Origin of the sequence: Sinorhizobium sp. NFACC03 (assembly GCF_900103435.1) — a bacterium.
In the GTDB taxonomy this organism is placed as follows: Bacteria; Pseudomonadota; Alphaproteobacteria; order Rhizobiales; family Rhizobiaceae; genus Ensifer.
Window position 1 is genome coordinate 127,411 of the sequence record NZ_FMXF01000014.1, and the last position, 24,696, is coordinate 152,106.

Consider the following 24,696-nt stretch of genomic DNA (forward strand, 5'->3'; position numbering starts at 1 on the left):
CAGCCCATGGCATCCGTCAGCCCCTTAGCGCTGCCGAAATCCGCTTCAACTCGACGACGATGACGCCGCCGCAGAGGAAGAGCACGGCTGCCGCAATCAAGGTTGGCGCGGCAAAGCTGCCGGTCCGCCCCGCCAGCCAACCGGCGACCAGAGGACCGATAATCTGACCGATGCCGAAGGCGGCGGTCATCAGCGCAAGCGCCTTGCGCGGGCTTTCCGGCGCGAGCTGCCGGCCGATCTGCAGCCCGTAAGCCGTGATCATCATGAAGGTCGCCCCAAGCATCAGCCCGCCGGCAAGCGGCGCATAGGGCAAGGGCAGGCTGACCGTCAGAACCAGCCCGACCGCCTCGACCAGAAGGCCGATTGCGTAGACGCCGGCAAGGCCGAAGCGCGGCACGGCAAAGCGCCAGAGATAGACGGACAGTGCGGCGGCAAGGCCCGTCAGCAACCAGGCGAGAAACTCGATGCCGTGGCCGCCGCTTGGGTCACGCGCCATGGCGACGAGGAAGGTGGCAGTGATCACGTAACCGAAGCCGAAGAGTGCGTAGGTGAACGTCACCACCGTGAGCGGTCGCGTCCAGCGAAGCGGCTTCTCGCGCACCGTGCCCGCACCGGACGAAGGAACGCCGGGCAGAAGTGCTGCGACGACAATGGTCCCGATCAATCCAACCAGCGCCCCGGTGAACCAGTCGGCCATGGAGGTCGTCAGGCCGGCATGGCCCGCAAGCGGGTTTGCCCAGACGCAGAGCGACGAAAATGCGATGCCGAGGCCGACGCCGCCGAAATGGACGGCCGGCACATGCTCCGATCGTGCAAGCAGGCCATGGCCAAGCACGATGCCGGAGATGAAGATCATCGCAAAGGCGCTGGCAAGGCCGGCCAGGAACCGGATGAGCGCCAGCGCGGCGACAGAGGACGACAGCCCCATGGCCGCCAGCAGAGCCGTCGTGGCGATGAGCGATAGAAGACCGATCCGGCGCTCGTGCCCGTGCGCCCAGCCATAGGCGGCGAGAATGGCACCGGCGAGATAGCCGACGAAATTGGCCGAGGCGATGAGGCCGGCATCGCCGGGCGAGAGACCAAGATCGGTCATCATCGCCGGCAGGATCGGCGTGTACGAGAATCGGCCGAACCCCATGGCGACGGCCATGGCAATGGCGCCGGCGGTTGCCGTGGCGGAGATATTGGCCTGAAGCGGTCTGTCGAGCGTGGTCATGTCAGTTTATTGCACCGCAACACGACGCGCCACAAACGACAATAATTGAAGGACCTATTGAAGAAATCGAACGATCGCCGATTTCAATGGGTTAGAGGAGCGATGACGGCCGCGGCCCGCAATCGCATCCCTGATCTAGCCGGGCAGCGTCACGACCAACGGCCCGCCGCGCGTGACGACGACGGTGTGCTCGTATTGCACCGTTGGCGCCCTTGGATCGCTGTAGAGCGTCCAATCGTCGTTGCCGCCTTCGGCCCATTGCGCGCCCATCGACAGGAAGGGTTCGACGGTGAAGACCATGCCGTCCGTCATCCGGCGCCGTTCGCGTGGATCAGGCCAGGTGGCGATCTCGGTCGGCTCCTCGTGCAGCGAGCGGCCGATGCCGTGGCTGGCGAGGTTGGTGACGAGCGAATAGCGGTTCTTGCGGGCGAAGTCGCCGATCGCGTTGCCGATGGCCGCCAGCGGCTGGTCGGGACGCACCTGCTTGAGGCCCACCCACATCGCCCGCTTGCCGTCGCGGCAAAGCCGGTCGATCGCGGCCGTGACCGGTGGCACCGGGAACGAGGCGCCGGTATCGGCGAAGATGCCGTCCTTCTCGGCCGAGACGTCGATATTGACGAGGTCGCCCGCCTGGATCACCCGGCTGCCGGGAATGCCGTGGGCGATTTCCTCGTTGACGCTGATGCAGGTGGCGCCGGGAAACTTGTAGCAGAGCTCAGGCGCCGAGCGCGCGCCGGCCTCTTCCAGCACCTTGCGGCCGATCGCGTCCAGTTCCGCCGTGGTGATGCCGGGCTCCAGCGCCTCGCCCATCGCCTGCAAGGCATTGGCGCAGATGCGGCCGATTTCCTTCAGCCGCAGCAGATCTTCTTCGTTGTTGAGGGTCATCCGTGTCTCGCTTTCGCGCTCACATGTAGCGTGTCGCTATACGTTATGCCAGCGCCGAACGGGACGGTCGGCAATCGAACACTGAACCCGGCGTTTGAGGTCAGACGGCGGCCCGTGCCGCCGCCTTCTCTTCCGCCAGCGCCGTGCGCACCAGCGGCGCCACCCTGGTGCCGTAGAGCTCGATGCCGCGCATGATCTGGTCATGCGGCATCGGCCCGATCGCCATCTGCAGCAGGAAACGATCGTTGCGGAACAGCTTCCAGTTCTCGACGATCTTTTCCGCCACCGTCTCCGGGTCGCCAAGGAAGAGGTTCCCGTTCGGGCTGCGTGCCTGCTCGAAATGCGCCCGGTTGGTCGGTCCCCAGCCGCGCTCGCGGCCGATGCGGTTCATCACCTCTGCCTGCGGTCCGTAGAACTGGTCTGCGGCGAGGTCCGTCGTGTCGGCAATGAAGCCGTGCACGTTGATGCTGGTTTTCAGCTTGGTCGCATCCTGGCCGGCCCGGCGCGCGGCCTCGCGGTAGAGATCGAAGAGCGGCGCAAAACGGCGCGGCTCGCCGCCGATGATGGCGAGCGCCACCGGCAAGCCGAGTGCTCCTGCCCGCGCCACCGATTGCGGCGTGCCGCCAACGGCGATCCAGAGCGGCAGCACCTCCTGCAGCGGCCGCGGATAGACGCCGCGATCATGGATCGCCGGCCGCATCTCGCCCGACCAGGTGACCTTCTCGCTGTCGCGCAGCGCCATCAGCAGATCGAGCTTCTCGGCAAAGAGCTGGTCGTAATCGTTGAGAGACTGACCGAAGAGCGGGAAGGATTCGATGAAGGAGCCGCGACCGGCCATGATCTCGGCGCGGCCATTGGAGATCAGATCCAGCGTCGAAAACTGCTGGAAGACGCGCACCGGATCGTCCGAGCTCAGCACCGTCACGGCGCTGGTCAGCCGGATGTTTTTCGTCTTTGCGGCGGCAGCGGCCAGAATGACCGAGGGTACCGAGGCCGCATAGTCAGGGCGGTGATGCTCGCCAAGACCGAAAACGTCGAGGCCGACCTGATCGGCAAGCTCGATCTCTTCGAGAAGGTTCTTGAGGCGCCGCTGCCCCTCTTTGCCCTTGTCTGCCGCATTCGGATCGACATCCGCAAATGTATAAAGCCCGAGTTCCATGATGCCCGTCCTATTTCTGTTGTGACAACAGATAGTTGCCGCGCGCGTGGGCAGCAAATGCTCATCCGGGAAACGCTGTGTTTCCCGGATGAGCATGAATGGAGCCTGTGTCGGATGATTGGCAGGGACCGGATGATGCGGGCGAAAACCGCCCAGTCCTGGTTCTCAGCTCAGCGTGCGCTTGACGGCGTTGCGCCAGCCCCTGAGCTTGGCCTTTCGCGTCTTCTCGTCCATGGCCGGCTCGAAGCGATGGTCACGCGCCCAGGACTGGGCGAACGCCTCCTGCTTCGGCCAGACGCCAGCACGGCTGCCGGCAAGCCAGGCGACGCCGAGCGCGGTGGTCTCGAGAATGACGGGCCGGTCGACCGGCGCGTCGAGCAGATCGGACAGCCGCTGCATCGTCCAGTCGGAGGCGACCATGCCGCCATCGACGCGCAGTACCGTTTCCTTGCCGTTGTTGCGCCAGTCCTTGTGCATCGCCTCGAGCAGGTCGCGCGTCTGGTAGCAGACGGCTTCGAGCGCGGCGCGGGCAAACTCGGCGGGGCCGGTGTTGCGGGTCATGCCGAAGATCGCGCCGCGCGCATCCGGATCCCAGTGCGGCGCGCCAAGCCCTGTGAAGGCCGGCACCAGGTAGACTTCCTGCGTCGGATCGGCGCTCTCGGCGAGCGTCCCGGTATCGGGTGCCGCCTTGATCACCTTCAGGCCGTCGCGCAGCCATTGCACGGCAGCACCGGCAACGAAGATCGAACCTTCCAGCGCATAGGTCGTTTCGCCGTCGAGCCTATAGGCAATGGTGGTGAGCAGCCGGTTCTTCGACCGCACCATGTCCTTGCCGGTGTTGAGCAGCGCGAAGCAGCCGGTGCCATAGGTGGATTTCAGCATGCCCGGCTTGAAGCAGGCCTGGCCGATCGTCGCCGCCTGCTGGTCGCCGGCAACGCCAAGGATCGGGATGGCGGCGCCGAAGATTGCCGGGTCGGTGACGCCGAAATCGGCGGCGCAGTCCTTGACCTCCGGCAGCATGGCGCGCGGCACTTTCAGGATCTTCAGCAATTCGTCGTCCCAGGCATTCTCCGAGATGTTGTAGAGGAGCGTGCGCGAGGCGTTGGTGGCATCGGTCACGAAGGACTTGCCGCCGGTCAGCCGCCAGATGAGAAAGGTGTCGATCGTGCCGAAGCAGAGCTCACCCTTGGAAGCGCGCGCCTGGGCCCTGTCGACGTTGGTCAGCAGCCAGTTGAGCTTGGTGCCGGAGAAATAGGGATCGAGCAGCAGGCCGGTCTTCCTGGTGAAGGTCTTTTCCAGCCCCTGCTTCTTCAGCCTGTCGCAATAGGACGCAGTGCGGCGGTCCTGCCAGACGATGGCATTGTGGATCGGATTGCCGGTTTCGCGATCCCATACGACGACCGTCTCGCGCTGATTGGTGATGCCGATGCCGTCAAGGTCGCCGGCGGTGATGCCCGCCTTGGCGATCGCTTCCTGGACCGTTGAAAGGACCGTCTGCCAGATTTCCTCGGGATCGTGCTCGACCCAGCCGGATTTGGGGAAGTGCTGCTTGAATTCCTTCTGGCTGGCGCCAGCGATCTGCTGCTGACCGTCGAAGACGATCGCCCGGCTTGAGGTCGTACCCTGATCGATCGCGAGAATATATCCGCCCATATGCCCCTCCCCGGCCACACGCATGTTTATTCACCCGTCCTCAAGGGCGGGATCTCATTTCGAAAACTTCAATACGATGGCAAAACGAATGTCAAACGAAAACAAAACGCAACCGATCGGCTTCGCTGGCCCCCGCGGCAACTCTGCGGCCCGGAGCTCAAAAACACAATTGTCAGTGCGCCCGTTTTACGCGTAGGCTGGCGCTGTTGCGCCGCAACAAAGCAGCCCGCAGCGCCACGAAGGGAGAGAGCAACAATGACGAAAACAGCGGTCATCACCGGTTCGACGAGCGGAATCGGGCTTGCGATCGCCAAGGCTTTCGCCAAGGGCGGCGCCAACATCGTGCTGAACGGCTTCGGCAGCCCGGATGAGATCAGACAAGCGACGGACGACGTCAGCGCGCTGACGAGCGGAACGGTGCTTTATCACGGCGCCGACATGACGAAACCCGCCGAGATCGCTGATCTGATCGCGACCGCAACCGAGCACTTCGGCAGCGTCGATATCCTCGTCAACAATGCCGGCATCCAATATGTCGAGAAGGTCGAGGATTTCCCGATCGAGCAATGGGATCGTATTATCGCGATCAACCTTTCCTCCTCCTTCCACACGATCCGCGCCGCCATTCCCGGCATGAAGGCGAAAGGCTGGGGCCGCATCATCAACATCGCTTCCGCCCATGGCCTCGTCGCTTCGCCATTCAAGGCGGCCTATGTCGCCGCCAAGCACGGCGTCCTCGGCCTGACCAAGACCGTCGCTCTCGAAGTCGCCGAAAACGGTATCACCGCAAATTCGATCTGCCCGGGCTACGTGCTGACGCCGCTCGTCGAAAAGCAGATCCCCGATCAGGCACGCACCCGCGGCATCACCGAACAGCAGGTCATCAACGACGTGATGCTGAAGGGCCAGCCGACCAAGAAGTTCATCACCGTCGAACAGGTGGCAGCGCTTGCCGTCTATCTCGCCGGCGACGATGCCGCCCAGATCACCGGCACGCATGTGTCGATGGACGGCGGCTGGACGGCACAGTAGCCACACGCACGGACACAGCCAAAAATTTCTACGGCCCTTTGCTTTTCTGCATAACCACCTAAGATCAAAGTGATTTCAGGCAATATGCAGCAGCAGGGAATGAGTGGCATGCCCCAGCCAAACGGAAGCATTAGCTTCATCCTCAACGATCGCGAGGTCGCGCTTTCCGACATCGCACCGGCCGCGACCCTGCTCGATTACCTGAGGTTGGAGCGTCGGTTGACCGGCACCAAGGAAGGTTGTGCGGAGGGCGACTGCGGCGCTTGCACCGTGCTCGTCGGAAGGCTTGCCGGCGACAGGCTCGTCTATGAAGCCGTCAACGCGTGCATCCGTTTCCTCGGCTCGCTGCAGGCAACCCATGTCGTCACCGTCGAGCATCTTGCCGGCCAGGACGGGACGCTGCATCCGGTGCAGCAGGCGATGGTCGATTTCCACGGATCGCAATGCGGCTTCTGCACGCCCGGCTTCGTCATGTCGCTCTATGGCCTGTGGCTCGCAAACGACGATCCCAGCCGCGCTGATATCGAAAAGGCGCTGCAGGGCAACCTCTGTCGTTGCACCGGCTATGAGCCGATCGTGCGCGCCGCGGAAGCGGCGGCAAAGGCGCGCCCCTCCGAAATCTTCGACCCGATCACGCGAGAACGCGAAACGATCACCGCCCGGCTGAAGGCACTGGCGCCGACCGAGACGATCACCATTCGCCAGGGCGACACCTGTCTGATCGTGCCTGCGGACGGCGACGGCCTGGCGACAGCGCTTGCCGACAATCCGGGGGCGACCGTGGTTGGCGGTTCTACCGATGTCGGCCTCTGGGTGACCAAGCAGATGCGGCCGATCAACCCGGCCATCTTCATCAACGGCATTGCCGAGTTGCAGCGCATCGAGGAGACGGAGCCGGGTCTGACGATCGGTGCCGGCGTTAGCTACACGATGGCCTATGCCGCGCTTGGCAAAGCCTTTCCCGGCCTCGGCCCGCTGATCGACCGGATCGGCGGCGAGCAGGTGCGCAACATGGGCACGATCGGCGGCAACATCGCCAACGGCTCGCCGATCGGCGACAGCCCGCCGCCCTTGATCGTGCTCGACGCCACCGTGACGCTGCGCTCGACGGAGGGTCGCCGGACGCTGCCGCTCGAAGAATTCTTCATCGCCTATGGCAAACAGGACCGTAAGCCGGGCGAATTCGTCGAAAGCATCTTCGTGCCAAGTCTTCCGGCCGGCGATCTCTTTGCCGCCTACAAGATCTCAAAACGCCGCGACGAGGACATTTCCGCCCTGCTCGGCGCCTTCCGCCTGTCGGTAGACGGCGGAGTGGTCCGCTCCGCCCGCATCGCCTTCGGCGGCATGGCCGGCACGCCGAAGCGCGCCACGAATGTGGAAACGGCGCTGATCGGCAAGCCCTGGACCGAGGAGACGGTTCGCGCAGCACAAGTCGCCTTCGAGACCGACTACCAGCCGCTCACCGACTGGCGGGCGACAAGCGACTACCGCATGCTAGCGGCGAAAAACCTCTTGATGCGTTTCTTCCTGGAAAGCGGTGGCGAGCCCGCGCAACTGGTGCGCTACGCCGCGGGAGACAGATGATCATGGACAAGTCCACCTTCGAGGAACGCAAGGCAATCCGGGGCGAGATGCACGCGGCGCAGCGCCACGACAGCGCCCACAAACATGTCGCCGGCACCGCCGACTATATCGACGACATGCCGGAACCCGTGGGCACGTTGCATGGCGCACTCGGCATGACCGACCGGGCGCACGCGGAGATCACCGCGATGGACCTCTCGGCCGTCGCCGCCGTACCCGGCGTCGTCTGCGTGCTCACCGCCAAGGACATGCCGCATTCCAACGACATCAGCCCGAGCCACCTGCATGACGAGCCAGTGCTTGCCGATGGTCTCGTGCAGTTTCATGGACAACCCGCCTTTGCGGTGATCGCCGAGACCCGCGACATCGCCCGCCGGGCGGCACGGCTGGCGAAAATCACCTATCGCGACCTGCCGCATTTCACCGACATCCTAGACTCGCTCGCCCATGGCGGCGAACTGGTGACGCAGCCGCTGAGCCTGCAGCGCGGCGACGCCGAGGCGGAGCTGGAAAGAGCGCCACGCCGGCTCAAAGGGCAAATGCGCGTCGGCGGCCAGGAGCACTTCTACCTCGAAGGCCATATCGCGCTCGCCATTCCCGGCGAGGACGACGAGGTCACCGTCTGGTCCTCGACCCAGCATCCGAGCGAGATCCAGCACATGGTCTCGCATGTGCTCGGCGTGCCCTCAAATGCGGTGACGGTGAACGTCCGCCGCATGGGCGGCGGCTTCGGAGGCAAGGAAACGCAAGGGAATCAGTTCGCAGCGCTTGCGGCGGTTGCGGCGAAGAAGCTCAACCGCGCCGTGAAATTCCGCCCGGACCGGGACGAGGATATGACGGCAACCGGCAAGCGCCATGACTTCCTCGTCGACTACGACGTCGGTTACGACGACGACGGCCGCATCCATGCGGTTCATGCCAACTATGCGGCGCGCTGTGGCTTTTCGTCGGACCTCTCCGGCCCCGTCACCGACCGGGCACTCTTCCATGCCGACAGCTCCTATTTCTACCCACATGTGAAGCTCACCTCGCAGCCGCTGAAGACCAACACGGTCTCGAACACCGCCTATCGCGGTTTCGGCGGGCCTCAAGGCATGCTCGGCGGCGAACGCATCCTCGAGGAAATCGCCTACCAGCTCGGCAAGGATCCGCTCGAAATCCGCAAGCTGAACTTCTATGGCGAGAGCGGCTCGGGCCGGGACGTCACGCCCTACCACCAGAAGGTCGAAGACAACATCATTGCCCGCATCGTCGCCGAGCTTGAGGAGAGCGCCGACTATCAGGCACGCCGTCAGGCAATCCTCGACTTCAACAAGACGAGCCGCATCATCCGCAAGGGCATCGCGCTAACGCCAGTGAAGTTCGGCATCTCCTTCACCATGACCGCCTTCAATCAGGCGGGGGCTCTGGTGCACATCTACCAGGACGGCTCGATCCACCTGAACCATGGCGGCACCGAGATGGGCCAGGGCCTCTACATCAAGGTGGCGCAGGTGATCGCCGACAGTTTCCAGGTCGACCTCGACCGGGTGCGCATCACCGCGACAACCACCGGCAAGGTGCCGAACACCTCTGCGACCGCCGCCTCCTCGGGCTCGGACTTGAACGGCATGGCGGCTCATGACGCCGCGCGCCAGATCAAGGAGCGGCTGGTCGCCTTCGCCTGCGAGCGCTGGCAGACGACGCCTGATCATGTCAGCTTCGTGCCCAACCATGTGAAGATCGGTGAAGAGCTGGTGCCTTTCCCCGAATTCATCAAGCAGGCCTATATGGGCCGCATCCAGCTGTCGGCGGCCGGCTATTACAAGACGCCGAAGATCCACTGGGACCGTGCCAGCGGCCGCGGCACACCCTTCTACTATTTCGCCTATGGCGCTTCGGTTTCGGAAGTGTCTGTCGATACGCTGACCGGCGAATACATGGTCGACCGTGTCGACGTGCTGCACGATGTCGGCCGTTCGTTGAACCCGGCGATCGACATCGGCCAGATCGAGGGCGGCTTCGTGCAAGGGATGGGCTGGCTAACGACGGAGGAACTGTGGTGGGACGACAAGGGCCGGCTTCGCACCCACGCCCCCTCCACCTACAAGATCCCGCTCGCTTCCGACCGGCCGAAGATCTTCAATGTGAAGCTCGCCGAATGGTCGAGCAATACCGAGAAGACCATCGGCCGCTCCAAGGCGGTAGGAGAGCCGCCCTTCATGCTGCCGATCTCGGTTCTGGAGGCGCTTTCCATGGCAGTCGCCAGTGTCGCGGATTATCGCGAGTGCCCGCGGCTCGATGCCCCGGCAACACCGGAGCGTGTGCTGATGGCCGTCGAGCGTCTGCGAGATCGCTGACGGCCATCAAGATTTGCCTCAAATCCGCGGCAACTCATTGATGCTGAGCAGGCGACGGGCGTTGGCCATCGCCTCCTCGTCGTCGCTATGCGGGCTATGGACATCCATGAAACCCATATCTCTCTTCATGTGGTCGGAGAGAGCGTTGACATCCAGCATCGGCTTGGGGGCAACGAGGCCGCCGAACAGGGCAGCCGTGAGCCGTATGACCGGCTCGATTGAAAGAAATGGTTTTCTTTCAGTACGTTCGAATGTGTCGCAACTCATTTCAGCACCTGTTCGTCTTGGGAAGTTGACTTGGAGGATGCCGTGGAGGAGGATCGAAATCCAATCGAACATCCGTCTGCATGCATCAAGAGAACTTATCCATGAAGATGTCGAAGCAGTTTCCGCTGAATGCGCTGCGGGTCTTCGAAGCGGTCGCCAGGCTCGGCAGTTTCACCAAGGCCGGCGAAGAACTGGGCATGACCCAGACCGCCGTCAGCTACCAGATCAAGTTGATCGAGGAGAATGTCGGCGAACCGCTTTTCCTGCGGCGCCCGCGTCAGATCTCGCTGACCGACGTCGGCCAGCGGCTGGCACCGCGTGTGACCGAAGCCTTCGAGATGCTGCAGGAAGCCGTCTCCAATGCCCGCGGCGATATCGACAGCGCGCTCCTCATCAGTTCGACCCCGACCTTCGCCTCGCAATGGCTTGCCCGCAACATCGGCAGCTTCCAGCTTGCCCATCCCAACATCGCCGTGCGGCTGACGACGAGCGACTCGCTCACCGATTTTAGCCGCGAGCCCGCGGACCTCGCGATCCGCTCCGGCGGGGGCGTCTGGCCCGGCCTCGACACCCATCCGCTCATGCGCGTCGAGTTCAGCCCGATGCTGAGCCCGGCGCTCGCCGAGACCATCGGCGGCGTACACGAACCACGCGACCTCTTGAAGCTTCGCATCATCGATGCCGGCGATCCCTGGTGGCCGATGTGGTTCAAGGCCGCCGGGGTCGACGATCCCGATCTCGAGGGACGGCCGCACAGCCGGCTTGGCGCACAGACCTTCGAGGCACGCGCAGCCGTCGCCGGCCAGGGCGTCGCCATCCTGACGCCGGAATTCTATCCGGATGATGTCGCGCTCGGCCGGCTCTACCAGCCCTTTGATCTGCGCTGCAGCGACGGCTGCGACTACTGGCTTGCCTATCCGCACGCGCGCCGCAACACGCCCAAGATCCGGATTTTCCGCGACTGGATCCTCGGCGAGCTTTGTCCGCCGAGCTTCCTGCACGCAAATAGCGCTTGACGAGAGCCCTGCCCCCTTTTCCCCTCCGTCGTTTTTGCGCAAGGTGCAGCGATAGAGACAAAAGGGGATCTGAATGTACGAGTTCGCCATTGCCTGGGAATGGCTGGCCTTTGCCGTCCGCTGGCTGCACGTGATCACGGCCATCGCCTGGATCGGCTCATCCTTCTATTTCATCGCGCTCGACCTCGGCCTCACGAAGCGCGACCACCTGCCGGTCGGCGCCTATGGCGAGGAGTGGCAGGTGCATGGCGGCGGCTTCTACCACATCCAGAAATACCTGGTGGCGCCGGCCTCGATGCCTGAGCATCTCACCTGGTTCAAATGGGAATCCTACATGACGTGGCTCTCGGGCTTCGCCATGCTCTGTCTCGTCTATTACGGCGGCGCCGATCTTTTCCTGATCGACCGCCATGTGCTCGATATCTCCGCAACCACAGCGATCCTGATCTCGCTTGCCTCGCTCGGCATCGGCTGGATCTTCTACGATCTGCTCTGCAAGTCGCCGATCGGCGGCAACACCTGGGGGCTGATGGCGCTGCTCTATGTGGCGCTCGTCGTCATGGCCTGGGGCTACACGCAGGTCTTCACCGGCCGCGCCGCCTTCCTGCATCTTGGCGCGTTTACCGCGACGATCATGTCGGCCAACGTCTTCTTTATCATCATCCCCAACCAGAAGATCGTCGTCGCCGATCTCATCGCCGGGCGCACGCCGGATCCGAAGCTCGGCGCCCAGGCGAAACAGCGCTCGCTGCACAACAACTACCTGACGCTGCCGGTCATCTTCTTCATGCTGTCGAACCACTATCCGCTGGCCTTCGCGACGGCTTTCAACTGGATCATCGCCGCACTCGTCTTCCTGATGGGCGTCACCATCCGCCACTGGTTCAACACCACCCATGCCCGCAAGGGCAAGCCAACCTGGACCTGGCTCGTCACGGCGCTTCTCTTCATCCTGATCATGTGGCTTTCGACCGTGCCGAAGGTGCTGACCGGCGGCGAGAAGGCCGAGGTCGCACCGGTCTTTTCGCGCTTCGCCGCGAACGCGCACTTCCCCGCCGTCAAGGACACGGTCTCGACCCGTTGTTCCATGTGCCATGCGGCCGAGCCGGTTTATGAGGGCATCACCCAGGCGCCGAAGGGCGTTGTGCTGGAAAGCGACGCGGAGATTGCCGCACATGCCCGCGAAATCTATATCCAGGCCGGGCGCAGCCATGCGATGCCGCCCGGAAATGTAACGGACATGACGACGGACGAGCGCCAGCTGCTGACAGCCTGGTTCGAAAGTGCCGTCGAGGAAGGCAAGACACAATGACCACCACCCTCATCCGCGGCCGACTGCTGAGCTTCCACCGCGCGCCAACGTCGATCGACGACAGCGCCGCCTATGGCTATGAGAGCGACGGCGCACTTCTGGTCGAGGGTGGCCAGATCCTTGCGAGTGGCGCTTACGCCGTGGTGAAGACAAGCGCGCCTGAAGGTGTGGCGGAAATCGATCATCGCCCGCACCTGATCGTGCCCGGCTTCATCGACACGCACCTGCATTTCCCGCAGATGCAGGTGATGGCCTCCTATGCCGCCAATCTGCTCGAATGGCTGAACACCTACACCTTCCCGGAGGAGTGCCGTTTCGTCGAAACCGCCCATGCCGAGCGGATCGCGAAGCGCTTCTTCGACGAGATGGTCCGCCATGGCACGACGACGGCGACGGCCTATTGCTCGGTGCACAAGGCGTCCGCCGACGCTTTCTTCGCCGAAGCGCTGCGCCGTGACATGCGCATGGTCGCCGGCAAGGTGATGATGGACCGCAACGCCCCTCAAGGCCTGCTCGACACGCCGCAGATGGGCTATGACGAAACCCGCGCCGTCATCCGCGACTGGCACGGCAAGGGCCGCAACCATGTGGCCATTACCCCGCGCTTCGCCATCACCTCGACGCCGGAACAGATGGACGTCGCCAAATCGCTGGTGCACGAGTTCCCCGATTTACACGTGCAGACACATCTTTCGGAAAACCGCGACGAGATCGCCTTTACCTGCGAGCTCTATCCGGAAGCCAAGGACTATACCGACGTCTACGCCCGCTACGGCCTGCTCGGGCCGAAAAGCCTGTTCGGCCACTGCATCCATCTTTCGGATCGCGAGGCGGACGCGATGAGCGAGACCGGCTCGGTCGCCGTCTTCTGCCCGACCTCCAACCTCTTCCTCGGCTCCGGCCTCTTTCCGCTTCGGGCGCTTACCCGTAGGGACAAGCCTGTGCGCACCTCGGTCGCCTCCGACATCGGCGGCGGCACCAGCTATTCGATGTTGAAGACGCTCGACGAGGCCTACAAGATCCTGCAACTACAGGGCGAGCGGCTGACCCCCTTCGACAGCTTCTTCATGATGACGCGCGGCAATGCCGAGGCGCTGTCGCTCGTCGACAGGATCGGCACGCTCGAAGCCGGAACCGATGCCGACTTCATCGTGCTCGACATGGCGGCGACGCCGGCGATGGCGCTTCGGGCCGAAGTGGTCAATTCGCTCGCCGACGAGCTTTTCCTGCTGCAGACCATGGGCGACGACCGCGCGATCGTCGAAACCTATGTCGCCGGCAAGCCGGCGAAATCGGCACTCGCCGCCGCGTGACCGCGCAAATCCAGAGAGGTCAAGAAAATTGACCTCTCTGCGTTCTGGCTATTAACAAGCCTCCGGCAAACATGGTAATGGCTCGTTCAATCTCCGTTGGACGAAGGCCGTTTTCATGACGCAAATCCTCGAAATCAGCGATCTCAAGGCGCTCGCCAAACGTCGCGTGCCGAAGCTCTTCTTCGACTACGCCGACAGCGGCGCCTGGACCGAAGGCACCTATCGCGCCAACGAGGAGGATTTCGCCAAGGTCAAGTTGCGCCAGCGGGTGCTGGTCGACATGACCGACCGGTCGCTCGAAACGACGATGATCGGTCAAAAGGTTTCGATGCCGGTGGCGCTTGCCCCAACCGGCCTCACCGGCATGCAACACGCCGATGGCGAGATGCTGGCGGCCCAGGCCGCCGAAGCCTTTGGTGTCCCCTTCACGCTCTCGACCATGAGCATCTGCTCGATCGAGGACGTCGCCTCGGTCACCACCAAGCCCTTCTGGTTCCAGCTTTACGTCATGCGCGAGCGCGAATTCGTGCTGAACCTTATCGACCGCGCCAAGGCGGCGAAGTGCTCGGCGCTGGTGCTGACGCTCGACCTGCAGATCCTCGGCCAGCGTCACAAGGACCTGCGCAACGGCCTCTCCGCGCCGCCGAAGATGACGCCGAAGCATCTCTGGCAGATGGCGACGCGCCCCGGCTGGTGCATGAAGATGCTCGGCACCAAGCGCCGCACCTTCCGCAACATCGTCGGCCACGCAAAGAGCGTTACCGATCTTTCTTCGCTCGGCGCCTGGACGGCGGAACAGTTCGACCCGCAGCTTTCGTGGAAGGACGTCGAGTGGATCAAGGAGCGTTGGGGCGGACCGCTGATCCTCAAGGGCATTCTCGATCCCGAAGACGCCAAGATGGCGGCGGCGACCGGTGCCGATGCGATTATCGTCTCCAACCATGGCGGCCGCCAGCTCGACGGCGCCCACTCCTCCATCAGCATGCTGCCGCGCATCGTCGATGCGGTTGGCCACCAGATCGAAGTGCATCTCGACGGCGGCATCCGCTCCGGCCAGGATGTGCTGAAGGCCGTCGCCATGGGCGCCAAGGGCACCTATATCGGCCGCCCCTTCCTCTATGGCCTCGGCGCCATGGGCAAGGACGGGGTGACCAAGGCGTTGGAAATCATCCGCAAGGAGATGGACATCACCATGGCGCTCTGCGGCAAACGCAACATCAACGACGTCGACCGCAGCATCCTGGCGGAATAGGCCACGGCATCAGCCACTCCCGCCCTCATTCCTGTGCTTGTCACAGGAATCTAGCCAGCCCAAGTCCTTGGGCTGAAAGGTCTTTTGACCCGACAGACTTCGGGTCGCTGGATCCCCGCCACAAGGGCGAGGATGAGGGAGCTTGGAGTGGCCCTTCCGGCAAAACGCGAAGCGAGCGCAAGACCCCTGCGCGCTCAGCTCCCCCGATAGGTCGAATACCCATAGGGCGAAAGCAGCAGCGGCACGTGATAGTGGCTCGCCGGATCGGCAATGCCGAAGCGCAAGGGGATTCGGTCGAGGAAGGCCGGTTCCGGCAGCGTCGTGCCTGACCGGCGCAGGTAGTCGCCGGCGTGGAAGACCAGCTCGTAATTGCCGGCCATGAAGCCGACGCCTTCGACCATCGGCCCGTCGACACGGCCGTCGCTGTTGGTGTGGACGGTCCGGATCAGCTGTCGCTCTTCGCCCTCCAGCCAATAGAGATCGATGCGCAGGCCTTCGGCCGGCTTGCCGAGCGCGGTGTCGAGTACATGGGTCGTCAGGCGGCCGGTGCTGCTCATGGTATCCTCTTTTCTGCTACTGCATGTTTCCTTTAATCGTAGCCGATTAAAGGACAAAAACATGCAGTGAATCAAAGTGCTACAGCGACCTTTGCGCGTCTGATAAGACGCGCGGCGCTGTAGGGCGACATGCGCGCGGCGAACCGCACGCACTTCTCATCATGCCGCTAGACTGGGCTCGAAATGACGAAGGACTCGTCGTAGAAATACTCTTCGAGGTTGTTGCCCGGCCCATCGCGATCGACGATCAGGAAATCGCTGACGGCGCCGATCGACATCAACGGGTGATGCCAGACGTTGCGGCCGTAATTGACCCCTTGCTTGCCGCTCGCCTGGAATACCCGCGGCGTGCCCGGACGCCCGTTCTCGTCTTCGGCGACGACGACGAGCCAGGGGCGATCGTCGAGCGGTGAAAAGCTCTGGCTGCCGAGAGGGTGGCGCTCCATCATCGTCACCGCATAGGGAAAAGCGCGGGGCTGACCGCGGAAGATGTTGATGATGACATTGGCGCCGTCGCCGATCACATCGGCGCGCGCCAGCCCGTGGAAACGTTCCGTGTTGCCGCCGTTGATGTAGCGCATCGTCGCCGGATCGGCTTCGATGATGGTTCCGAAGGGTGCAAAGGCGTCGCGCGTCAGCGGTTCGATCGTAAGCAGGCGCGACATCAGGCGTTAACCTCCTGCATTGGCGCGCGTGCGAAGTCCGGTTCGATGGCCTCCCCCATGTGCGAGGACGCGTATCGAACGGTTTTGTCAGGCATTTTCGTCTCCAGGAAGCATCGACTGCAGCCGCAGGCGGGCGATTTTCTCCACCTGCGCGCAAGCGGTTTCAAATTCCTCTTCGGGCGAATTGTCAATGCGGCTTTCGAAGGAGGCGAGAATCTGACCCTTGGTGAGCCCCTTCACGGCGATGATGAAGGGGAAGCCGAATTTCTTCGTGTAGGCATCGTTCAGCGCCGTGAAGCGCTGATGTTCCTCGGGCGTCAACCGATCGAGGCCAGCAGACGCCTGCTCGGCGGTCGAGTCTGCCGTAAGCTTGCCCGCGATCGCCAGCTTTCCGGCGAGATCCGGGTGGGCGCGCAGCACTTGCAGCTTTTCGCGCGGCAACGCCGCACGAAAAGCCTGGCAGAGCGCCGAATGCACGTTGCCCGCCATCAAACCCGCCGCCGCGGCGCGATCGTAAGCGCGTTCGGCCACCCAGGGCGAATGCTCGAACACGCCGCCGAAACGGGCGACGAAGGCGTCGCGGTCGGACATCAGAGCGTCCCTTCCGGCTTGTGGTGCTGGTACCAGTGGTTGGCGATGTCGATGCGCCTGGGCACCCAGACCTTATCGTGCGACATCACGTAATCGATGAACCGGGCAAGGGCTGCGGCGCGGCCAGGGCGGCCGACGAGCCGGCAGTGCAGGCCGATGTTCATCATCTTGGCATCGCCCTGACGGCCTTCCTCATAGAGCACGTCGAAGCTGTCCTTGAGATAGGTGAAGAACTGGTCGCCGGAGTTGAAGCCCTGGTTGGTGGCAAAACGCATGTCGTTGGTATCGAGCGTATAGGGGATGATCAGATGCGGCTTGTCGGCCGGCAGCCCCGGCAACCAATAGGGCAGTTCGTCGGCGTAGCTGTCGCAGGAATAGAGGAAGCCGCCCTCCTCCAGCACCAGCTTCAGCGTATTGGCCGAAGGCTTGCCCTGGTAGATGCCGAGCGGGCGCTCGCCGGTCAGTTCCGTATGCAGACGGACGACTTCGCGGATATGCTCGCGCTCGACCTCCTCCGGAAAATCCTTGTATTCCAGCCAGCGCAGGCCGTGGCTGGCGATTTCCCAGCCGGCTTCCTTCATGGCCGCAACCGCTTCCGGATTGCGCGCCATGGCGAGCGTCACGCCGTAGACCGTCAGCGGAACGTTACGGCTCGTGAACATGCGCCACAGCCGCCAGAAACCGGAGCGTGCGCCATATTCGTAGATCGATTCCATGTTGAGATTACGCTGTCCCTGCCAGGGCTGCGCGCCGACGATCTCGGACAGCAGACATTCGGACGCCGCGTCGCCATCGAGAATGCAGCTCTCGCCGCCCTCCTCGTAGTTCAGCACGAACTGCACGGCAATGCGCGCATCGCCCGGCCAGTTTGCCTTCGGCGGATTGCGGCCGTAGCCAACGAGGTCGCGCGGATACTTAGTCTCAGACATCAAATCACCCTTCGATTTTTCCAGAACGGTATCACCGCCGACCGGATTGTCGATACCGAAATCTACCCGCGAAGGGTTGCTGGGCGACGAGTTCGGAATGAGACGAAGGCTGAATTCTGCGCTCTCACTAGCGATGCGCCATCAATGCCGCGACGATGAGCGGCAAGGGCCGGATCGATCCCGAACCAAGAGAGGGATCGGCGGCAACGCGCTTGGCGCGCTCGGCGCGCGCATTCGTGGAGATCTTGCCGAGCGGGTGCTGCGAATGCACGCGCAGGGGCGCGCCGGTCTCTTGCTCGACGAAGAGGGCAAGGCTGCCGATGGCAAGCGGCGTCGCCAGGCATGGCTCGAACAGGTCGCGAAGCGGCGCCTCGACCTGGCGTATCGCGTCCGACGCGAGCGGGCCAGTCAACATCATGTGAAAGCGGTACTCGTCCATCACATGAGGATCGCCCCAGCGGTGCAGGTTGGAAAACTGCGGTGCGGTCAGCCGATCCGGATCGGAGCGCTCGATCTCGTCTTCGCTGAGTGGCGCACGAAAAGCATCGAACTCCTGAACGATATTGGCGGCCAGCAGATGCATCGCGGTGCTCGGGACCTGCGGCATCAGGCCAAAGCACCGGCCGATGCGGGCGACCTCCAGGCGATCGATTTCGAACGGTGTCTGCGCGCCGGCAAAATGCATCAGCGCCTTCAGGAGCTGTGATTCCGTCATATCCGGATGCAGACGAAACGGCGACATCATCACCGCATGGAAACCGAAGCGGCGCGGTACGGCCGTATGGTAGGCGATGTCGGCAGAGCTCAGGCCCGCAACCGAAGGCAGTTCCGTCGGTTCGCCGGAATAGACGTTGCGCCCAAGCCAGCTTGCGGCAACCGCGGAAAGCGGGTCGGCCATCGGCGGCGTAAAACAAATGGCGTAGCGCATGTCTGGCTCCGGTATCCGTTCGAGCGGGATGAGGAAAAATGCCTGCGGTTTTCCGCCCCGCTCCAATGAGATCGATCACGCTTATGAGTGCCGATCCGGCTCGGGATCATCGTGATCTATTGGCCGCGTCTTAGGTGATTTGCGTGACAGATTGACGAAGTGGATCCTGCAAAACCACGCGATCCCGCCGGCTTGCGCCGGATTTTCGGAACCATCCAGCCCAACGGCCGTTCCCTCAAGGTAACAATCAAGGATGGAGAAGAAGCGTGAGCTATCACAACGCAAACCTGCAGGATGCCCGGATCAAGGAAACCCTGATCGGAAGCGACAAGGTTGAAGGCACGAAGGTCTATGGCTCCGACAACAAGCACATCGGCTCGATCGAGCGCGTGATCATCGAAAAACGCAGCGGTCGCGTTGCCTACGCCGTGCTCGGTTTCGGCGGTTTCCTCGGCCTCGGCGAAGACCACTATCCGCTGCCCTGGGCGAAGTTGACCTATGACGAAAACCTCGGCGGCTATCGCACCGACGTGACGCGCGATCAAGTCGAGCGCGCACCGAAATATCGCGGCAACGAGGAATACAACTGGAACGAGGAAAACGGCCGTCGCGTCTACGACTACTACGGCGTACCGCCCTACTGGATGTAAGGTCGGACTTTCGAATGTCTGAATATTCGAGGCTCCGCCAGCGGCGGGGCCTTTCCTATGCCCGATCCTAGAGCGCCGTGCGTTCAAGTGAACGCACAAAGGACGCTCTAGCACTTTGAATCTAGAGCATCTTTCCGCTTCCAGTGATTCCACTTGAGAGCGGGATGCTCTAGAGATGCTTCTCGCGAAGCGCCGCAATGTGGTTCCGGCACAGGAAGGATTCCGGCAGATCGAGCGTCGGGAGACCGGCGATCTCGTCGACAACGAAGCGCGCCAACCGATGCGCAATCCCGAAGCTCACCTTGAAGCCGCCGGTCAGCACGGAAATGTTCGAATGATCAGGGTGCCGCCCGACCATGGGTTCGCGCCCCGCCGACTTTGGCCTGAGCCCGGCCCAGCGCTCGACCACCTCCGCATCCGCCAGACACGGCGCCAGCAACGTGGCGCGTCGAAGGAGATCGTCGAGCTGTTCGTCCGTGGACAGTGGATCGGCAAAGCTGTTCTCGCTGGTGCTGCCGATCGCCACATGGCCATCGTCATGAGCGATGATGTAGACGCCATCGGTGAAAATAACCGGCAGGCCTGGATCGACATCCGCCCTCAAGAGCGCGGCCTGGCCCTTGACCGCCGTGCCGCTCGTCGCTTTCAGCGGCCCCGACACAGCATCGATCAGCGGGAAACTGCCGATGCCGGCAGCGATGATGCAATGGTCGAAGCTGAGCCGGCTGCCATCGTCACGCTCGGCCCTGCCGTGCGCCGGAAGGATGGCGCGCACGCCCGAGCCTTCATCGATCTGAACATTCTGCAACTGCAACAGGGCGGCACGCAGGGCCGACAGCGTGCGGCGCGGCGACACCCGCGCGGCCAGCGTATCGAAAACGACGCCATGCGCCGTTGCCTCCGTGCCTGGCCAACCCTTCGGGCCTTCCTCCTGGACATGCCAGAAGAATTGCCGGTCGCCCGCGCGCCATTGCTGTCGTGCGTCCTGTTCATGCCGGAGCGCAATGTCGCGTAAGTGCGGCTTGGCGAGCGGCATCAGCCGCCCGGTGCGGCGATAGCCGGTCGACACCCCCGCCTCGGCTTCGAGCTGCGCGATCTCCTCTTCGAGGGACACCAGCGCTTCGAACTGGAATTGCTTCTTGGCATTCCAGCGGTCGGGCATATGCGGCATGAGCGCGCCCAGTGGGCCGCCGCTCGCGCCGGCACCGATGGCCTGTTGCTCGACGAGCCGCACCGTCATGCCCTTGCGCGCGGCGGAAAGGGCGGCCCACAGCCCCATGATACCGCCGCCGACGACCAAAAGCTCGCTCATCGATTGACCTTCTCCGGCCGGCGGATTATCGCCTTTGCCATGACAGGACCAGCAGACCCGATCGACCCGCCAGCGCACCAAAACCTTGATTGGCACGAGGGCGATATGCCCTATTCCCGGGAGTTTGGCGATCACTTTTATTGCCGCACCGATGGGCGGCTGGAATGCGGTCACGTCTTCCTTTCGGGCAACGGCCTGCCGGAGCGCTGGGTCGGTACGGGCACCTTCCGCATCGGCGAACTGGGCTTCGGCACCGGGCTCAATTTCTGCGAGACATGGCGCCAGTGGAAGGCAACCGCTGGAGCCGGCGACCGCCTGCATTTCGTCTCATTCGAGCGATTTCCCATGGCCGCCGACGAGATTTCCCGTGCGCTCAGCCACTGGCCGGAAATCGATGCGGAACGGATGGCCCTGATCTCCCGCTGGCCGGCAGACCCCGACGGTGACGTCCGCATCGACTTTGGCGACGGCGTCACCCTCACGGTCGTCTGCGGTCCGGCGCTCGAAGGTGTCGCCCGCACCGAACATCCGTTCGACGCCTGGTATCTCGACGGTTTCGCCCCCTCGCGCAATCCCGACATGTGGTCGGAAGAGCTGATGCGGCACGTCTTCGAAAAAACCGCGCCCAGCGGTAGCTTCGCGACCTATGCGGCCGCCGGTTTCGTCCGCCGCAATCTTCAGGCCGCCGGCTTCGTCGTCGAAAAACGCAAGGGTTTCGCCGGCAAGCGCGAGATGCTGCGGGGCGACCGCCCCTACTGTATGTCTCCCTAAATCGACCTCGATTTAAGGACAAAGACATGCAGAAAATCAAAGTGCTACAGCGACCTTTGCGCGTCTGATAAGACGCGCGGCGCTGTAGGCGCTCCCCCCGATTTCGATGTGTCTTGAACGGTTGCGCCATCGCACTGCGAAAATGCGTCAGCGGAAACGATTTACTCCACAAGAGAACTGAACTGTCGCAAATGGCGGGCCATCGCCGCCGAGAATCTGCGACACAACCCCATCGGCAACACGGTGGGTCCTTCATGAACGACGATCAGTTTCCCGATGCAGCAACCGGTGATGCGGCCTCGACCCCGCTGGAGCGGCGACGCAGGCCAGGTGGCCGCGGCGCTGAGCGGACCCGCAAGTCCACAGGCGGAAAATATCTCAATCTTGTCAATACGCTGGCAAAGTCCACGGTGCTTTCGGAAGATGCGCTCGAAGCGATCCATGACGCGTCGCTGACCATCCTCGAAGAGATCGGCATGGACATCATCCTGCCGGAAGCACGCGACCGGATGAAGGCCGTCGGCGCCGACGTGACGCCCGGCACCGACCGAGTGCGCTTCGACCGCGGGCTGATCATGGACATGATCGCCTCCGTGCCTCCGGCCTTCACGATGCATGCCCGCAACCCCGCGCGCAACGTCGCGATCGGCGGCAACAATCTCGTCTTCGCCCAGATCGCCAGCGCGCCCTTCGTCGCCGATCGTGACGGCGGTCGCCGCACCGGCAACCACGAAGACTTCCGCAAGCTGGTGAAACTCGCACAGTCCTACGACATCGTGCACACGACCGGCGGCTATCCGGTCGAGCCGGTCGATCTGCATGCCTCAGTCCGCCATCTCGACTGCCTCTCCGACATGGTGAAGCTCACCGACAAGGTCTTCCACGCCTATTCGCTTGGGAAGCAGCGCAACACCGACGGTATCGAGATCGCCCGCATCGGCCGCGGCATCTCCATGGAGCAGATGGAGCGCGAGCCTTCGCTGTTCACCATCATCAACACCTCCTCTCCGCTCCGCCTCGACGGACCGATGCTGCAGGGCATCATCGAGATGTCCTCGCGCAACCAGGTGGTGGTGGTCACGCCCTTCACATTGGCCGGCGCGATGGCACCGGTGACGATCGCCGGCGCGCTGGTCCAGCAGAACGCCGAGGCACTGTGCGGCATCGCCTTCACCCAGATGGTCAGGCGCGGCGCACCCGTCATGTATGGCGGTTTCACCTCGAACGTCGACATGAAGACCGGCGCACCCGCCTTCGGCACGCCGGAATACATGAAGGCGGTGGTCGCCGGCGGCCAGCTCGCCCGCCGCTACAACATCCCCTACCGCACCTCGAACACCAATGCCGCCAACACGCTCGACGCGCAGGCCGCCTACGAGTCCGCCATGTCGCTCTGGGCGCTGACGCAGGGCGGCGGCAACTTCGTCATGCACGCGGCCGGCTGGACCGAGGGCGGGCTCACGGCCTCCTTCGAGAAGTTCATTCTCGACGTCGACATGTTGCAGATGGTGGCGGAATATTTGACGCCGCTCGATGTCAGCGAGGATGCCCTCGGCCTCGACGCCGTGCGCGACGTCGGCCCCGGCGGCCATTACTTCGGGACGCTGCACACGCTGCAGCGCTACGAGACCGCCTTCTATTCGCCTATCCTGTCCGACTGGCGCAACTTCGAGACCTGGACAGAAGCCGGACGGCCGACCACCTACGATCATGCCAACCGGATCTTCAAGCAGAAGCTCAACGAATATGAGCGCCCGCCGCTCGATCCGGCGATCGAAGAGGAACTTGATGCCTTTGTCGCCAGACGTAAGACAGAGGGCGGCGTCCCGACGGACTTCTGACGGAGCGCCGCGTTGGCTGATTGCACGAGCAGCCGCTAGTATGGAGGCGAGCCCTACAAGCCGGGCTCAGGGAAAGACGGCAGCCCGCGCCGTAGCGATCAATTGCTCCGTCGTTGCAGCGACACAATTGCGGTCAATCTCAGCGACCGTCCGCTCCCTCACATGCGCGGAGAGCTGTTTTCTGAAATCGCCGAGCGTCCTTGGGGCGGCGCAGATCACCAGGCTGTCGAAAGCGTGGTCGGCCGCGTAACTTTCCAGCCTTTCAGCAACGTCGGCGACGAAGCGCTGCTGCTCCTCGCGAACGGGATCGCTCTTGTATTCCATGGCGGAGCGGCCGTGCCCGTCGGACGAGTGCGCTCTGCCCGGCTTATCCGCCATGATGTCCTGAACGCGTTTCGGTTCGGTGTGAAAGGTTTCCTCGTCCGGCCGCTGGCGTTCCTCCTTCAAGAGGTTCACGCCCTTGACGATGCGCGCGGTGTTGCCGTCCGCGACCAGTATCCATGTCCGGTTCTGCACGATTGTCTCCCAGTGAAAGGTGTTGATCGTGGCGGGCCGAAAAGGCCCTGGAAGGAAACGCGCGAGGCTCGGTTCGGTTCCATCAAAACGCCGCTCAGCAGCATTTGTTTCGGCCTGTAGCGGCGGTTACATCCGCGCGACATAGGCCTCGAAGCTGCGCTCCGCTGTCACCTCGTAACGCTCGCGCTCGACGTGAACGGAGCTGATCCTGTCGACGCGAAAATCGCGGAAATCCGACCTCAGCTCGCACCAGCCCGTCAGCAGCCAGAAGTGGCCGAAGACGCTGAGACCGAGCGGCCAGATGATCCGCTCGGAGTGCTCGTTCTTGAGGCTGTCATAGCTGAGGCGAAGCTTGCGCCGCTCCGCGATCGCCTGGCGCAGATCGCCCAGCAGTGCCGGCGGTTCCGGCTGGAGCGCCGAGCGGAAGGCGCGAAGTGGCGCCGCCATCAGCCGCTGCCGGTGTTCGGGAGGCAAGCCGTGGGCGATCTTCTCCATCGCCTCGCGCGCCGATCGCGCAAGTCGCCCGTCGCCCAGCATCTGCACGGCCCTGGCACCGAAGGCGAGCGCTTCGAGCTGCTCGAAGGTGAAGGCGAGCGGCGGCGCGTCGAAGGCCCCGCGCAGCAGATAGCCGACACCACGCTCGCCATCGATTGGCGCACCGGAAGCGATCAGATGCTCCATGTCGCGATAGATCGTCCGCTGCGCGACCTCCATCTTCTCGGCGATCTCCCGCGCCGTCATCGCCCGGCCGGTCGCGCGCAGGAGCTGGATAATGCGAAACAGCCGGTCGGCGGGTCTCATCCGTGGTCTCCCTTCGCCATTCTCTCCCACGTTTGAAAGGGCTATAGCGACCGTCCGGCAGGCACAAGCATGCCGGTGTCGACTATGGCCATAAGGCTGTCAGTTGC

The 24,696-nt window shown here is 63.4% G+C and carries 23 protein-coding genes; 10 read left to right on the top strand and 13 right to left on the bottom strand.

The genetic code is table 11. The annotated features are described in order from the left end of the window. Positions 1 to 16: 16 nt before the first annotated feature. From BLU35_RS18695 to glpK, 4 genes are all read right to left on the bottom strand, one after another. Entirely contained in the window at positions 17 to 1,216 is a 1,200-nt protein-coding gene (locus BLU35_RS18695; RefSeq protein WP_176907314.1) for an MFS transporter, read from the bottom strand. 135 nt (positions 1,217 to 1,351) lie between these two features. After that, a complete protein-coding gene (gene map / locus BLU35_RS18700; protein WP_057252997.1) occupies positions 1,352 to 2,101 on the bottom strand; it encodes a type I methionyl aminopeptidase in 750 nt (249 codons plus the stop codon). Positions 2,102 to 2,201: 100 nt separating this feature from the next. Beyond that, complete coding sequence (locus BLU35_RS18705; RefSeq protein ID WP_093234013.1) at positions 2,202 to 3,260, bottom strand: LLM class flavin-dependent oxidoreductase; 1,059 nt, start codon at positions 3,258 to 3,260, stop codon at positions 2,202 to 2,204. A gap of 165 nt (positions 3,261 to 3,425) precedes the next feature. After that, positions 3,426 to 4,913, bottom strand: coding sequence for a glycerol kinase GlpK (glpK, locus tag BLU35_RS18710; protein ID WP_057252993.1), 1,488 nt, complete (start codon positions 4,911 to 4,913; stop codon positions 3,426 to 3,428). A 255-nt stretch (positions 4,914 to 5,168) separates the two neighbouring features. Here glpK and BLU35_RS18715 point away from each other — a divergent pair, with 255 nt between their 5' ends. The 3 genes from BLU35_RS18715 (at position 5,169) to xdhB (ending at position 9,868) form a co-directional block, all read left to right on the top strand. Next, positions 5,169 to 5,945 carry a 3-hydroxybutyrate dehydrogenase gene (locus BLU35_RS18715; RefSeq protein ID WP_057252991.1) on the top strand — a complete coding sequence of 259 codons (777 nt, stop codon included), beginning with the start codon at positions 5,169 to 5,171 and terminating at the stop codon, positions 5,943 to 5,945. A 108-nt stretch (positions 5,946 to 6,053) separates the two neighbouring features. Continuing rightward, positions 6,054 to 7,529, top strand: a complete 1,476-nt coding sequence (gene xdhA / locus BLU35_RS18720) for a xanthine dehydrogenase small subunit (RefSeq protein ID WP_057254312.1) — start codon at positions 6,054 to 6,056, stop codon at positions 7,527 to 7,529. Positions 7,530 to 7,531: 2 nt separating this feature from the next. Beyond that, positions 7,532 to 9,868, top strand: coding sequence for a xanthine dehydrogenase molybdopterin binding subunit (gene xdhB, locus BLU35_RS18725; protein ID WP_058321175.1), 2,337 nt, complete (start codon positions 7,532 to 7,534; stop codon positions 9,866 to 9,868). 18 nt (positions 9,869 to 9,886) lie between these two features. Here xdhB and BLU35_RS18730 read toward each other — a convergent pair whose 3' ends face one another. After that, positions 9,887 to 10,207, bottom strand: a complete 321-nt coding sequence (locus BLU35_RS18730) for a hypothetical protein (RefSeq protein WP_058321176.1) — start codon at positions 10,205 to 10,207, stop codon at positions 9,887 to 9,889. Positions 10,208 to 10,236: 29 nt separating this feature from the next. Here BLU35_RS18730 and BLU35_RS18735 point away from each other — a divergent pair, with 29 nt between their 5' ends. The 4 genes from BLU35_RS18735 (at position 10,237) to BLU35_RS18750 (ending at position 15,028) form a co-directional block, all read left to right on the top strand. Continuing rightward, on the top strand, positions 10,237 to 11,151 hold the full coding sequence (locus BLU35_RS18735; RefSeq protein ID WP_057252987.1) for a LysR substrate-binding domain-containing protein: 915 nt from the start codon (positions 10,237 to 10,239) through the stop codon (positions 11,149 to 11,151). Between the two features lie 73 nt (positions 11,152 to 11,224). Next, entirely contained in the window at positions 11,225 to 12,463 is a 1,239-nt protein-coding gene (puuD, locus tag BLU35_RS18740; RefSeq protein ID WP_057252985.1) for a urate hydroxylase PuuD, read from the top strand. Then, the gene (gene guaD / locus BLU35_RS18745) at positions 12,460 to 13,776 is read left to right on the top strand and encodes a guanine deaminase (RefSeq protein ID WP_093234015.1); all 1,317 of its coding nucleotides are present in this window, start codon (positions 12,460 to 12,462) and stop codon (positions 13,774 to 13,776) included. The genes puuD and guaD overlap by 4 nt, the downstream gene beginning before the upstream one ends. Before the next feature lie 115 nt (positions 13,777 to 13,891). Next, complete coding sequence (locus BLU35_RS18750; protein WP_057252982.1) at positions 13,892 to 15,028, top strand: alpha-hydroxy acid oxidase; 1,137 nt, start codon at positions 13,892 to 13,894, stop codon at positions 15,026 to 15,028. 194 nt (positions 15,029 to 15,222) lie between these two features. On the opposite strand, the gene uraH is transcribed toward BLU35_RS18750, so the two are convergent. From uraH to BLU35_RS18780, 5 genes are all read right to left on the bottom strand, one after another. Further along, positions 15,223 to 15,585, bottom strand: a complete 363-nt coding sequence (gene uraH / locus BLU35_RS18755; RefSeq protein WP_057252980.1) for a hydroxyisourate hydrolase — start codon at positions 15,583 to 15,585, stop codon at positions 15,223 to 15,225. 167 nt (positions 15,586 to 15,752) lie between these two features. After that, the gene (locus tag BLU35_RS18765; RefSeq protein ID WP_093234016.1) at positions 15,753 to 16,250 is read right to left on the bottom strand and encodes an ureidoglycolate lyase; all 498 of its coding nucleotides are present in this window, start codon (positions 16,248 to 16,250) and stop codon (positions 15,753 to 15,755) included. 87 nt (positions 16,251 to 16,337) lie between these two features. Further along, positions 16,338 to 16,841: a 2-oxo-4-hydroxy-4-carboxy-5-ureidoimidazoline decarboxylase gene (uraD, locus tag BLU35_RS18770; RefSeq protein WP_057252976.1), complete on the bottom strand. Its 504-nt coding sequence runs from the start codon at positions 16,839 to 16,841 to the stop codon at positions 16,338 to 16,340. Continuing rightward, complete coding sequence (gene puuE, locus BLU35_RS18775; protein WP_093234017.1) at positions 16,841 to 17,770, bottom strand: allantoinase PuuE; 930 nt, start codon at positions 17,768 to 17,770, stop codon at positions 16,841 to 16,843. Before puuE ends, uraD begins: the two co-directional genes overlap by 1 nt. Positions 17,771 to 17,897: 127 nt before the next feature. Beyond that, positions 17,898 to 18,698 (bottom strand): DUF1045 domain-containing protein, encoded by an 801-nt coding sequence (locus BLU35_RS18780; protein ID WP_058321181.1) that lies wholly within the window; start codon positions 18,696 to 18,698, stop codon positions 17,898 to 17,900. A gap of 266 nt (positions 18,699 to 18,964) precedes the next feature. Between BLU35_RS18780 and BLU35_RS18785 the strand changes: the two genes are divergently transcribed. Next, positions 18,965 to 19,348 carry a PRC-barrel domain-containing protein gene (locus BLU35_RS18785; protein ID WP_093234018.1) on the top strand — a complete coding sequence of 128 codons (384 nt, stop codon included), beginning with the start codon at positions 18,965 to 18,967 and terminating at the stop codon, positions 19,346 to 19,348. A 169-nt stretch (positions 19,349 to 19,517) separates the two neighbouring features. Here BLU35_RS18785 and BLU35_RS18790 read toward each other — a convergent pair whose 3' ends face one another. Further along, entirely contained in the window at positions 19,518 to 20,660 is a 1,143-nt protein-coding gene (locus BLU35_RS18790) for an NAD(P)/FAD-dependent oxidoreductase (RefSeq protein WP_093234019.1), read from the bottom strand. A 39-nt stretch (positions 20,661 to 20,699) separates the two neighbouring features. Between BLU35_RS18790 and mnmC2 the strand changes: the two genes are divergently transcribed. After that, positions 20,700 to 21,431, top strand: coding sequence for a tRNA (5-methylaminomethyl-2-thiouridine)(34)-methyltransferase MnmC2 (gene mnmC2, locus BLU35_RS18795; protein WP_093234036.1), 732 nt, complete (start codon positions 20,700 to 20,702; stop codon positions 21,429 to 21,431). 254 nt (positions 21,432 to 21,685) lie between these two features. After that, positions 21,686 to 23,272 carry a trimethylamine methyltransferase family protein gene (locus BLU35_RS18800; protein ID WP_093234020.1) on the top strand — a complete coding sequence of 529 codons (1,587 nt, stop codon included), beginning with the start codon at positions 21,686 to 21,688 and terminating at the stop codon, positions 23,270 to 23,272. Positions 23,273 to 23,338: 66 nt separating this feature from the next. Here the strand turns inward: BLU35_RS18800 and BLU35_RS18805 are convergent, their stop codons facing one another. Both BLU35_RS18805 and BLU35_RS18810 read right to left on the bottom strand, forming a co-directional pair. Then, positions 23,339 to 23,788, bottom strand: coding sequence for a host attachment protein (locus BLU35_RS18805; protein ID WP_057252966.1), 450 nt, complete (start codon positions 23,786 to 23,788; stop codon positions 23,339 to 23,341). Between the two features lie 126 nt (positions 23,789 to 23,914). Continuing rightward, entirely contained in the window at positions 23,915 to 24,589 is a 675-nt protein-coding gene (locus tag BLU35_RS18810; protein WP_058321186.1) for a helix-turn-helix transcriptional regulator, read from the bottom strand. Positions 24,590 to 24,696 lie beyond the last annotated feature (107 nt).

Excerpts from the sequence above, each read along its gene's own strand:
- BLU35_RS18695 (WP_176907314.1), bottom strand. The coding sequence starts at position 1,216 with ATGACCACGCTCGACAGACCGCTTCAGGCCAATATCTCCGCCACGGCA.
- map (WP_057252997.1), bottom strand. The coding sequence starts at position 2,101 with ATGACCCTCAACAACGAAGAAGATCTGCTGCGGCTGAAGGAAATCGGC.
- BLU35_RS18705 (WP_093234013.1), bottom strand. The coding sequence starts at position 3,260 with ATGGAACTCGGGCTTTATACATTTGCGGATGTCGATCCGAATGCGGCA.
- glpK (WP_057252993.1), bottom strand. The coding sequence starts at position 4,913 with ATGGGCGGATATATTCTCGCGATCGATCAGGGTACGACCTCAAGCCGG.
- BLU35_RS18715 (WP_057252991.1), top strand. The coding sequence starts at position 5,169 with ATGACGAAAACAGCGGTCATCACCGGTTCGACGAGCGGAATCGGGCTT.
- xdhA (WP_057254312.1), top strand. The coding sequence starts at position 6,054 with ATGCCCCAGCCAAACGGAAGCATTAGCTTCATCCTCAACGATCGCGAG.
- xdhB (WP_058321175.1), top strand. The coding sequence starts at position 7,532 with ATGGACAAGTCCACCTTCGAGGAACGCAAGGCAATCCGGGGCGAGATG.
- BLU35_RS18730 (WP_058321176.1), bottom strand. The coding sequence starts at position 10,207 with ATGTTCGATTGGATTTCGATCCTCCTCCACGGCATCCTCCAAGTCAAC.
- BLU35_RS18735 (WP_057252987.1), top strand. The coding sequence starts at position 10,237 with ATGAAGATGTCGAAGCAGTTTCCGCTGAATGCGCTGCGGGTCTTCGAA.
- puuD (WP_057252985.1), top strand. The coding sequence starts at position 11,225 with ATGTACGAGTTCGCCATTGCCTGGGAATGGCTGGCCTTTGCCGTCCGC.
- guaD (WP_093234015.1), top strand. The coding sequence starts at position 12,460 with ATGACCACCACCCTCATCCGCGGCCGACTGCTGAGCTTCCACCGCGCG.
- BLU35_RS18750 (WP_057252982.1), top strand. The coding sequence starts at position 13,892 with ATGACGCAAATCCTCGAAATCAGCGATCTCAAGGCGCTCGCCAAACGT.
- uraH (WP_057252980.1), bottom strand. The coding sequence starts at position 15,585 with ATGAGCAGCACCGGCCGCCTGACGACCCATGTACTCGACACCGCGCTC.
- BLU35_RS18765 (WP_093234016.1), bottom strand. The coding sequence starts at position 16,250 with ATGTCGCGCCTGCTTACGATCGAACCGCTGACGCGCGACGCCTTTGCA.
- uraD (WP_057252976.1), bottom strand. The coding sequence starts at position 16,841 with ATGTCCGACCGCGACGCCTTCGTCGCCCGTTTCGGCGGCGTGTTCGAG.
- puuE (WP_093234017.1), bottom strand. The coding sequence starts at position 17,770 with ATGTCTGAGACTAAGTATCCGCGCGACCTCGTTGGCTACGGCCGCAAT.
- BLU35_RS18780 (WP_058321181.1), bottom strand. The coding sequence starts at position 18,698 with ATGCGCTACGCCATTTGTTTTACGCCGCCGATGGCCGACCCGCTTTCC.
- BLU35_RS18790 (WP_093234019.1), bottom strand. The coding sequence starts at position 20,660 with ATGAGCGAGCTTTTGGTCGTCGGCGGCGGTATCATGGGGCTGTGGGCC.
- mnmC2 (WP_093234036.1), top strand. The coding sequence starts at position 20,700 with ATGACAGGACCAGCAGACCCGATCGACCCGCCAGCGCACCAAAACCTT.
- BLU35_RS18800 (WP_093234020.1), top strand. The coding sequence starts at position 21,686 with ATGAACGACGATCAGTTTCCCGATGCAGCAACCGGTGATGCGGCCTCG.
- BLU35_RS18810 (WP_058321186.1), bottom strand. The coding sequence starts at position 24,589 with ATGAGACCCGCCGACCGGCTGTTTCGCATTATCCAGCTCCTGCGCGCG.